Annotated in this window: 6 protein-coding genes; all 6 read left to right on the plus strand. The window is 69.3% G+C overall.

Translation table 11 applies throughout. The annotated features are described in order from the left end of the window. Positions 1-736 precede the first annotated feature (736 nt). Complete coding sequence (locus VD972_RS19200) at positions 737-4,678, plus strand: tetratricopeptide repeat protein (RefSeq protein ID WP_324989051.1); 3,942 nt, start codon at positions 737-739, stop codon at positions 4,676-4,678. Positions 4,679-4,868: 190 nt separating this feature from the next. Further along, on the plus strand, positions 4,869-5,054 hold the full coding sequence (locus VD972_RS19205) for a hypothetical protein (protein ID WP_324989053.1): 186 nt from the start codon (positions 4,869-4,871) through the stop codon (positions 5,052-5,054). An 86-nt stretch (positions 5,055-5,140) separates the two neighbouring features. After that, positions 5,141-6,472 carry a hypothetical protein gene (locus VD972_RS19210; RefSeq protein WP_324989055.1) on the plus strand — a complete coding sequence of 444 codons (1,332 nt, stop codon included), beginning with the start codon at positions 5,141-5,143 and terminating at the stop codon, positions 6,470-6,472. A gap of 63 nt (positions 6,473-6,535) precedes the next feature. Then, positions 6,536-7,477 (plus strand): vWA domain-containing protein, encoded by a 942-nt coding sequence (locus tag VD972_RS19215; protein ID WP_324989057.1) that lies wholly within the window; start codon positions 6,536-6,538, stop codon positions 7,475-7,477. Then, a complete protein-coding gene (locus tag VD972_RS19220) occupies positions 7,477-8,460 on the plus strand; it encodes a vWA domain-containing protein (RefSeq protein WP_324989059.1) in 984 nt (327 codons plus the stop codon). The genes VD972_RS19215 and VD972_RS19220 overlap by 1 nt, the downstream gene beginning before the upstream one ends. Before the next feature lie 11 nt (positions 8,461-8,471). Then, positions 8,472-10,692, plus strand: a 2,221-nt coding sequence (locus tag VD972_RS19225; RefSeq protein WP_324989060.1) for a cation-translocating P-type ATPase, incomplete at its 3' end; no start/stop codon positions are given.

A 10,692-nucleotide genomic window follows, 5' to 3' on the forward strand; every position in this document is an offset into this window, starting at 1 on the left:
GTGCCCATCGGCCTCCACGCTGCCCCGGGGTGTTGCCGTCCCGAGCAACCGATCCCCGCGCGACACACGCGCCGCCCCAAGCGCGAGGGGAGCCCCCTTCACGACTTCCCGATCGAGGCGCGGAGATGCTGGATGATCCCCCCCTGTCTGAGCCTCGTCCCTGGTCTCACTGTCGGTTCGGGAAGTGTGAAAGGGAGTGAGCGCCAGGCCCCCCGCTTCCACCTTGACGTCATAGGTCGAATGGCCCGCGCGCCAGCCGCTGCCCTCTGGCCGGTAGGAGAAGTGCACCCGCCGGACCACACTTCCCACGTCGAAGGGGGCGCTGACGTTTCCAGGCTCCTGCGGGACCTGAGGCGCAGGGGCAGCTGCTGTCTTCTGCGCCTCGCCCCGGCTGCAGGCGGCGAGCGTGCCCAGGGTGAGAAGGCACCAGATCCTCAGGAAGCGCCACGCAGACGGGTGGGAGCGATGATGGGAAACGGTTCTCTCTGCGACGGGCATGGGAATCTTCTCGGGCGTCAATGTGGGACAGGCGGCGATCAGAGCGCCTCTACAACCAAGGACTCAGGGACCCGGAACTTGTCGCATGGGAGCTGCGGGGCACCCTGGATCCGCTCCGATCTCCAGAGGAGCAGCAGCCCGGTGCATTGCCTGGTAGGGGCTGTCACTGCTAGGGGTTGCGGGAGGGGTGAGACGGTGGCAGGCCGTGTGTGGCTGCCGCCCTCGCGGAAGGATCTCCATGACTTGCCCGGATGAGAACAGCCTGCTCGCGTTCACTCACCGGCTGCTCACGGAGGAAGAGGTTGCCTCCGTGGAGGCCCACCTGCGTGGTTGCTCTCACTGCCGGCAGCTCGTGGCCGCGCTCATGAGAGCACAGTCCTCCGCGGATCACGGAGCCTCACCGGGCACTCCTCCCTCGGACGGCGAGCGCGCCGAGCCCGAGAGACCGGAGGAGCCGCTGGCCTCGGGCTCCCACCTGGGCCGCTACATCCTGCTGCGGCCGATCGGGGCGGGGGGAATGGGGGTGGTGTTTGCCGCCTACGATCCCGAGCTGGATCGCACCGTCGCGCTCAAGCTGCTGCAAGGGGGCATGGTGGCTTCCGAAGAAGCCCAGGCGCGGCTGCAGCGCGAGGCGCGAGCCATGGCGCGGCTGACGAGCCCCTACGTTCTCCCCGTGTATGACGTGGGTGCCTGGCGTGGGCAGGTCTTCGTCACCATGGAGCTGGTCGAGGGAGGCACGCTGACCCGGTGGCTGCGGGAGCGATCGCGTGGCTGGCGTGAGGTGCTGACAGCCTTCCTGGATGCCGGCCGGGGGCTGGCAGCCGCGCACGCGGCGGGACTGGTACACCGGGACTTCAAGCCGGACAACGTCCTGGTAGGGGCCGGCGGCCGCATGCGCGTCACCGACTTCGGGCTGGCTCGCTCCCTGGCGGCGCCCCAGCCTCCCGCGGGAGCAGGGGGCATGGCGCACGCTGGCGCCTCCACCTCCGGTTTGACTGAGCAGGGCGCCGTGCTGGGGACGCCTGCCTACATGTCACCGGAGCAGAGGGCGGGGCTGCCCGTGGACGCGCGCTCGGATCAATTCAGCTTCTGCGTGGCCCTCTACGAGGCGCTCTACGGCGAGAGGCCCTTCGCTGGCAACACGCCCGAGGCGATCGGGAGCGCCGCGCGCGGCAGTCCAGTGAGGACAGCACCGGCTGGGACGCGGGTGCCCGCCTGGGTGCGACGTGCGGTGTTGCGCGGCCTGAGTCCGGAGCCCGAGGCGCGTCATCCCTCCATGGAAGCCCTGCTGCAGGTCCTCGAGGCCGACCCGGCGGCGCGGCGTCGCCGCGGACTGATGGCGGCCGGAGCGGTGGGGCTGGTGCTGCTGGCAGTGGGCATCACCCACCAGGTGGGTGAGCGCCGCTCCCAGGTGTGCCAGGGCGCGGAGCGCAAGCTGGCGGGCATCTGGGATGAGCCTGCGCGCCGCGCGGCGGAGCAGGCTCTGCTGGCCACCGGGAAGCCTCACGCGGCAAGTGTCTGGCGCAGCGTGGCAGCCTGGCTGGACCAGTACTCGGTGCAGTGGGTGGCGGCGCATGTCGAGGCGTGCAAGGCCACGCGGGTCGAGGGAGAGCAGTCCGAGCGAGCGTTGGACCTGAGGATGGGGTGCCTGGAGCGGCGCAGGAAGGAGCTGGGCGCCTTCACGAAGCTGCTGGGCGAGAAGGCGGAGGGCGAGGTGCTGGACCGGGCCCTCCAGGCCGCGCAGGGGCTCGTCGCGGTGGACGGCTGCGCGGACGTGGAGGCCCTCCGGGCGAGGCCCTTGCTTCCCGAGGGCGAGCCGCGGCGCACCCAGGCAGAGGCGCTGCGCCAACGACTCGCGGAGATCCAGGCGCTGTCCGCCACCGGCCAGTACGCGCGAGGGCTGGCCCTTGCCCAGGAGGCTCTCGGGGTGGCTCAGGAGCTGGGCTTCGCGCCCTTGAAAGCGGAGACGCTGATCTACGTGGGGCTGCTGCAGGAGCGCACGGGTGACAGTGTGGCCAGCACGAAGACCCTGCTGGAGGGTGTGCTGGCCGCGCACGCCGCGGATCGCCCGGAGCTGGCGAGCGATGGCTACATCGAGCTCGTCTTCGCCAGCCAGGAACAGCCTGAGGAGGCCCTGCGCTGGGCGCGCTTCGCCTCCGCACTGGTGACTGCCATCGGAGATCCGCCGCTGCTTCGCGCGCGCCTGCTCAACAACGAGTCCTTCGCCTTCCGGCGGAAGGGCGAGCTTCAGGCAGCGTTCGAGCGGCTGAGCCAGGCCGCCACGCTCTGGGAGCGCGCCCTGGGGCCGGACAACCCTCGGCTCGCGACGGTCCTGGCCAACATGGGGATCGTGCTTCAGCAGCTCGGACGCTCTCCGGAGGCCATCCCGTTGGTGAAACGGGCGCTGTCCATCGAGGAGCGGACGATGGGCCCTGACTACTCCGGGCTCGCGGCGACGCTCGACACCCTTGCGGCCAACCAGATCACCTTGGGGGAGTACGCGGCGGGCCGTGAGAGCGCGAGCAGGGCCATGGCCATCGTCGAGCGGACACTCGGGCCCGAGCACCCGTGGATGGTGGTCGTGCTCACCACCCTGGGCGTCGCGCTCTCCCATGAGGGTCGGGGCTCCGAGGCGCTGGAGGCCTTCCAGCGCAGCCTGGCCCTCGCCAAGAAGCTTCAAGGCCCCGAGCATCCTGACGACTCCGCTGTCCTCATCAACATCGCCGAGGTGCTCAACTCGCAGGGCCGGCACGCGGAGGCCTTCAGCCAGGCCGAGCGCGGCTACCTGCTCGCCCAGAGGTTGTTCGGCCCAGACCACGAGAGGCTGGCCGACTGTCTCCTTGCCATGGGGACCGCCCTGCTCGGTCAGGGGAAGGCAGCGCGGGCCCTGGAGCACTTCCAGCGTGCTGTGGCCATCCGGGAGAAGGCGCTGGGCGCCGACAGCATGTACCTGGGGTATGACCTGACCGGCGTGGGGCGGTGCTGGGTGGAGCTCCACCAGCCAGCGAAGGCCCTGGCCCCGCTCGAGCGGGCGCTCCGTCTCCAGCAGGCCGCCGCGCCCACCGATCTTGCCAAGACCCAGTTCGCCCTGGCGAAGGCGCTGGGAGCCCTGGCGCAGGAGCCTGCTCGTGCGCGTGCGCTGGCCGAGGAGGCGCGCGCGCGCTTGAGCCGGACTGGCCCCCACCTGGCCTCCTTGCTGGCAGAGGTGGACACGTGGCTCGCGAGCCACCCACCCCGAGACTCTGAGGCGCTCCCGCCCGCGAACCCCATGCCGCCCGATGCCCGAGAGTTTCCTCTGAGCCGTGCCTTCCTCGAAGGAGGGCGGCTCGATCCGGCACGGTTCCCCGAGTCGCCACGGCTCGAGGAACTGCTGCGCTCACTCTGGCAAGAGGGGGAGCGTGCATGGCCGGGGGTAAGGCTCGCTCCAGAGTCCTTCGTCCGTCACGTGGGAGCACGGCTCGGTCCGTCCGGAGATGGTGCCCGCCTCGCCTCCACGCATACGGCGGATCTCTATCTGGCCTGCGCATGCGCCCAGGCAATACCCGAGGCGCTGGCCCACTTCGAGCGGCACCTGCTGTCTGTGGTACCCGAGGCGCTCCGGCGTGAGGGAGGCGATGCCGCGTGGGTGGACGAGGTGCAGCAGGTGCTCCGGCAGAAGCTCTTCCTGGGGGGCGCGCGGAGTGAACCGAAGATCGCCGAGTACTCGGGGGTAGGCTCGCTCTGGAAGTGGGTGCGTGCCGTGGCGATACGCACCGCCAGCGACATGCGGCGCGGAGAGGAGCGCCTCGTCCCGTTCGAGGAGCACGAGTTCGCGGAGATGGAGCTGCTGACGGCCGATCCCGAGCTGGAGTTCCTCAAGAGCCGCTACCGGCTCGAGCTCAAGAAGGCCTTCGCGCAGGCGCTCCAGGCCCTCAGCGACCGGGAGCTCAACGTGCTGCGCTTCCACCTGGTGGACGGGCTGAACATCGATAAGATCGGTGTGCTGTACGGCACGCACCGGGCCACGGTGGCGCGGTGGATCGCTGGGGCGAGGACCCGGTTGCTGGAGGAGACGCGCCGGCTGTTGGGGGAGTGGCTGGGGCTGACGCTGGTGGAGCTGGACAACCTCATCCGCCTCATCCGCAGCAACCTGGACCTCAGCATCGTCCGCCAGCTGAAGCAGCGGCCTCCCGGGGACTGAGAAGCGCACGAGGACCCAGAGGGCTCAAGGCTCGAACTGCAGGGCGGTGGAGCTCCATCGCGCGGTGCCCTGGGCAACACCGCGAGTGACGTCGAGGTTCGTGGGCGAGGTGAGTGAGTGCAGGCCCATCGCCGCGCCCACAGGGCCGTCCGCATGGGAGCTCTCGCCCCCAGCTTGACTGAACGCGTGCATGCCGTGGATCGACATCTACACGGGCGGCACGCAGTACGTGAGCTCCGTGCAGAAGCGCGAGGGCCAGCAGGTCCACTACACCTCCTGGGTCCCCCTTCCACCGCACTCGGCGGACGCGAAGCTCGTGATGCTGCGCTCCCACCGCCGCACCAAGGCCATGGTGAAGGCGCTGGCTTCCCAGTAGGGCACCGGCCGGCAAGACGCCTCGGAACCGGAAGGCTGCGCCAGCTTGCGCTCGTGGCCCGGTTGGGGGAGCCTTGGTGCCTCGCCGTGAGCCATCCCCGCTACTTCGTTCCCCACGCCTCCACCCCGGCCGAGCCCGTCCGGCCGGACGCCTCCGCCTTGGTAATGGTGGTGGACACGTTCCGCCTGGAGGCCCGCTACCTCGGCGAGCAGGAATGGATCGTGGGGCTCGATGCGGTGGGTCAGCTCATCGCCGTGCCCGGGAGCGAGCGCGGTCAGCTCCCCGCCAGCGCCCAGGCCCAGCTCGCACACCACGAGGTCACCTCTGGCCGTGCTCCCAGGAGGATCGCCGCCGCGGAGCTCTTCTTCTTCACCGTCGAGCTCGTCGAGCACCCCGCGGAAGCCGAGGGCGCCAATGATCCCATCTATCTCTATGGGAACATGATGGGCCCGTGGCCGGGCGAGGCGCTGGCGCGCGTGCCGGGCCAGCTCACCGTGAGCCGTGGCTCCGTGCTCGCCGGGCTGGTTCATGGCGCGAGCGACGCGTTCATCTACGCACAGGACGCCGAGAGCAAGACGCCTCAGCGCAGCTTCCACGCGCTCCTCCCAGGGGATCGTGCCGAGGTCATCGCCGAGGGCCGCGGGCTGGTGCTGGCCTATCCCGCCGTCCCCGAGGAGATGCAGACGGGCAATGCCTGCAACGATCGGCTCGCGGCAGACATCCTCTATGAGGCGCTCACCCAGCTCCAGGAGGATGCCCGCGAGCACGGCGGCCCCGAGCTCCTCCGGGAGATGGAGCTGCCCGTGCCCAGCCGCATCCAGGCCATCGCGGAGCTGGAGACGCGCGGCTACGAGGTGAATGGCGACGTGGCCATCCTGCGCCGCCCTCGAGGCGGCTTGGTCGGGAAGCTGGCGGGCTTGCTGAGTGCGGAGAAGGTGAAGGTCCCACCGGAGGCCGCCGCCGCCGAGTTCATCGAGCTGGCGCGCCGCGTCCTCACCATCCTGCCCGGGTGGCCCAGCGACGTGGAGCGCATGCTCCGTCCGCTGATCCGGCCCGGTAACAGTGCGCCTGCGAGGGTGGGCTTCTCCCCCAATGTGCCCGCTCCGTCGACTCCGGTGGCTCAGCGGGCCATCCCGCCGCGCCCGGCCCCTCCGCCAGCGCGTCCCAACGACTGGATGAACGACTTCCTCGGCGCACACTCGCATACCAAAGGCGCGAAGCCGAAGATCTCGCGCTCGCGCTCCTCCATCCCCGCCCTCAAGCCCGCCTCGAAGCCTGCCGCGACCGGTACGGCCGAGTGGCTCTCCGACTTCGCCTCGGGCCCGGCCCCGGCGTCCAAGCCCCCCAGCCCGGCCGAGCCTGATCCCAAGAAGAAGCCGGACAAGAAGCCGGGCTGGATGTCCGACTTCGAGAGCTGATCCTCCCATTGCAGTCCCCATCCATGGGGGGGTACCGTCTCGCCCACTTCAGAAAGGGGAGCAATGGGACACGAGAAGCCGGTAGAGCCGTTTTCGGATCTCCATCGTGAGGGGGACAGCGTCCGTGCGGTGCTGCTGCATGACCCCACTGTCGAAGGCCTGGACATGGCCATCTACATGGATGCGTCGGGCAGCATGCGTGAGGAGTATCAGTACACGCGGCCCACGAGAGGCTTCCTCGAGTGGCTGCGGGGCGCTCCGTTGAAGGATGCCTCGAACCAGGTGGAGCCCCAGGTGCAGTGGATGCTCGAGTACCTGGCCACCAAGGATCGCAACGGCATGCTGCGCGTGGCCTACTGGGCCTGCGGCTCCTCAGGCAGGGACATCGAGATCATCGGCGAGCTGAAGGGCGTGGACGTCAAGCAGTACAAGTTCCCCGGCGCCAAGAACCTCGGGAACAGCACGGTCCTCGCGCCGGCGCTGAAGGACTACGTGCGCTACCTCAAGGAGCAGGTCCCGCAGGGCGCCAAGCGTGGCTGCGCGGTGATCATCACCGACGGCCGGCTGAGCGACGCGGACGAGGTGCAGATCTTCTCGGCCGAGGTGGCCCGTGAGATCGCCGCCGGCCGTCTGCCGCGGCTCAACTTCGTCCTCGTGGGCGTCGGTGACGACGTGGACGAGCACCAGCTCGAGGAGATCGCCCACACCGAGTACAAGGGCGTGGGCCACCTGTGGTGCCACCGCATCGCCAAGGAGATCAACCAGGTCGCGGAGCTGGTGGCCGTGCTGGTGGACGAGAACATGACCGTCGCCGCCGGCGGCACCGTCTACGACGACAAGGGCAAGGTGCTGAAGAGCTACGAGGGTCGCCTGCCCGCTGTGCTCGAGTTCGACGTGCCCGAGGGCGCCAAGAGCTTCACCCTCGAGGTGAACGGCCAGCGCTACACCCAGCCGCTGCCGGATGAGGAGCACCACGACGAGGAGGAAGAGGAGGATCACCACTGATGGCTGGCCACGAAGTCATCGTTCGACCGTTCTCGGACGTTCACCGGACGGGCAACAAGGTGGTCGCCACGCTCCTGCACGATCCCACCGTGGAGGGGCTGGACGTGGCCCTCTACATGGACGGCTCGGCGAGCATGGAGGATGAGTACGGCCCGCGCGGCATCCTCGCCAAGCTGGCCCCGGTGAAGAACCTGGTCGAGCCCCAGATGCAGTGGATGCTCGAGTACCTGGCCAACAAGGACCGGGACGGCGCGGTGCGGGTGACGTACTGGGCTTCGGGCGATGGGAGCCAGATCGAGGTGGTGGGCGATCTCACCGGGCCCCAGGCGAAGGGCTATCGGTTCCCGGGGCCGAAGTTCTACGGCAAGGCCACGATCATGCTGCCGGTGCTGCGTGACTTCGTCGCCCACATCAAGCAGCAGGTGCAGGCCGGGGCTCGCCGCGGCCTGGCAGTGATCATCACCGACTCGCAGATCTCGGACCCCAATGACGTGATGGCCTACGCCACCCAGGTGGCCAAGGAGATCTCCGCCGGCCGGCTCCCTCGAATGAACTTCGTGTTCGTGGGCGTCGGTGATCAGGTGGACGAGGAGCAGATGGAGAAGATCTCCCACGTCACCTATCCGGGCGTCGGCCACCTGTGGTGCCACCGGATCGCCGACCGGATGGAGGAGATGGCCGAGCTGGTGGCGGTCCTCGTGGACGAGACGATGACCGTCGCCGCCGGAGGGACTGTCACCGACGAGCAGGGCAAGGTGCTGAAGAGCTACGAGGGGCGGCTGCCCGCCGTGCTCGAGTTCGACGTGCCAGCCGAGTGCAAGGCCTTCACGCTCGAGGTCGCGGGCCAGAAGTTCACCCAGCCCATCCCCGAAGAGCACGAGGACGAGCACCACGACGAGGAGGAGGAGGAACATCATGAGCCGGAGCCCGCGAGCGCTCCGGCAGCTCCTCCCGCTCGCAAGCATGGCGGTCACCGCCACTAACAGGAAGCGACATGTCGGAGCCGAAGAAGTTCGGGAAGCTGGTGGGGCTTGCCCCTGTCAATGCGAGCAAGCAGGGCCAGGGGCTCGTCGTGAAGCATGTGCACGGCCCCTCCTGCAATCATGACCACGACCATGACCACGGTCACGACCATGACCACGGTCACGGCCATGACCACCACGACCATGGTCATGACCATGATCACGACCATGGTCATGATCACGACCATGGTCACGGGGATCACCACCATCACCACCACCCGCCCAAGCGGGTCCGTCCTCCTGCGCACCGGCCGGCGGAGGGTGGGGGAGTCGCCCTTCAGCTCGACCTGGAGGCCACGCTCCCGGGTGAGACGGACGAGGTAGGCCGCTTCGAGAAGCTCGAGGCCGCCCTCAGGGAGCATCGAGGCATCACCGAGGTCCACCTCCGCCGTGACACCGGCTACGCGGAAGTCTGCATCCACTACCAAGCCGAGCTGGTGAGCGCGTCGGAGCTTGTCGAGCTCGCGCAGAGCACCGGTGGGGGGGTGGCGAAGCGCTACAAGCACCACACCTGGTTCGTGCGCGGCATGGACTCGGCCGACGCGGCGATGGTGATCGAGCACGCCCTGGTTCGGACCAACGGCGTCCTCTCCGCGAGCGTCGCGTACGCCAGCGAGCGTCTCGTCATCGAGTACGATCGCGAGGGAGTCTCGCTCGAGACCGTGGAGGCCAAGGTCAAGTCGCTCGGGTATGGGCTGGAAGTGCCCATGGCGGGCCACGCCTGCTCGCACCATGCCCATGGTGGCGGTCTGGCCCCCAAGCTCGAGCTGCCGCTGGTGGTGGTCTCGGGCATCCTCCTCGTCACGGGCTGGCTCCTCGAGCGCTTTGTGCCCGTGCACCCACTCGCCCCGACGATCATCTGGGCCGCCAGCATGGCGAGCGGCGGCTTCTTCGCCATCCGCGGCTCGATCCAGTCGATTGCCCAGCTGCGCATCGACATCGAGACGATGATGGTCGTGGCCGCGATCGGCGCGGCCGTGCTGGGCGCCTGGTTCGAGGGCGCCTTCCTCCTCTTCCTCTTCAGCGCGGGCCACGCGCTCGAGCACCGCGCGATGGACCGCGCGCGCCGGTCGATCGAGGCGCTCGGGGCGCTGCGTCCCGAGGTGGCCCGGGTCCGCCGTGGGAACGAAGTCATTGAGGTCCCCGTGGACAAGGTCCAGCGCGGCGAGATGATCGTCGTCCGCCCTGGAGATCGCGTCCCCCTCGACGGCATCATCCGCGAGGGCAAGAGCTCGCTCGAAGAGGCGGCCATCACCGGCGAGTCCATCCCCGTTCCCAAGAAGCCGGGCGACAACGTGTTCTCCGGCACCATCAACAGCGAGGCCGCCCTGGAGATCGAGGTCACCCACCTCTCCTCGGAGTCGGTGCTCGCCCGTGTGGTGGACATGGTGGCCCAAGCCGAGGCCCAGAAGGGTCCCAACCAGCGCTTCGCCCAGCGGCTGGAGCGGACCTTCGCGCCGCTGGTCATGGCCGCCGCGGTGGTATTCCCGGTGGTGCTCTTGCTGCTCGGCATGGAGCTCAAGGAGGCGATCCTCCGAGCCGTGTCGCTGCTCGTCGCCGCCTCGCCCTGCGCGCTGGCCATCTCCACGCCCTCCGCCGTGCTCTCGGCCGTTGCCGCGGCGGCCCGCGGGGGCGTGCTCATCAAGGGTGGCATCTATCTGGAGCTGCTCGGCGGAGTCCGGGCCATCGCCTTCGACAAGACGGGCACCCTCACCGTGGGGCGTCCCAAGGTGCTCTCCATCGCTCCCGCAGCGGGTGTCTCTCGCGAGGAGCTGCTCGGCACCGCCGCCGCCGTCGAGTCCCTGTCCGCGCACCCACTGGCCCGCGCCGTGGTGGATGCCGCCACCGAGCACAAGGTCCAGGCCCCCGCGGGGAAGGACTGCGAGGCGATCCACGGCAAGGGCATCCGCGCGAAGATTGGCGACGAGCCCGTGGAGGTCGGCAACCTGGCGCTCTTCGAGGGCGAGACGCTCCCGGCGGAGATCACCGCCGAGGTGCAGAAGCTCGAGGAGGCCGGGCAGACGACGATGGTGGTGCGCAAGTCCGGGCGCTACCTCGGGGTGATCGGCGTCGCGGACACGGTTCGCAGCGGCGCGCACCATGTCATCCAGAACCTGAAGAAGGCCGGCATCGCGAGGACGGTGATGCTGTCCGGCGACAACGCCCGTGTGGCCAAGGCGATCGCTGCCCAGG

The organism is Hyalangium sp. (genome assembly GCF_035629615.1).
In the GTDB taxonomy this organism is placed as follows: domain Bacteria; phylum Myxococcota; class Myxococcia; order Myxococcales; family Myxococcaceae; genus Hyalangium.

Coding starts and splice junctions, on each gene's coding strand:
- VD972_RS19200 (WP_324989051.1), top strand. CDS start 737: ATGACTTGCCCGGATGAGAACAGCCTGCTCGCGTTCACTCACCGGCTG.
- VD972_RS19205 (WP_324989053.1), top strand. CDS start 4,869: ATGCCGTGGATCGACATCTACACGGGCGGCACGCAGTACGTGAGCTCC.
- VD972_RS19215 (WP_324989057.1), top strand. CDS start 6,536: ATGGGACACGAGAAGCCGGTAGAGCCGTTTTCGGATCTCCATCGTGAG.
- VD972_RS19220 (WP_324989059.1), top strand. CDS start 7,477: ATGGCTGGCCACGAAGTCATCGTTCGACCGTTCTCGGACGTTCACCGG.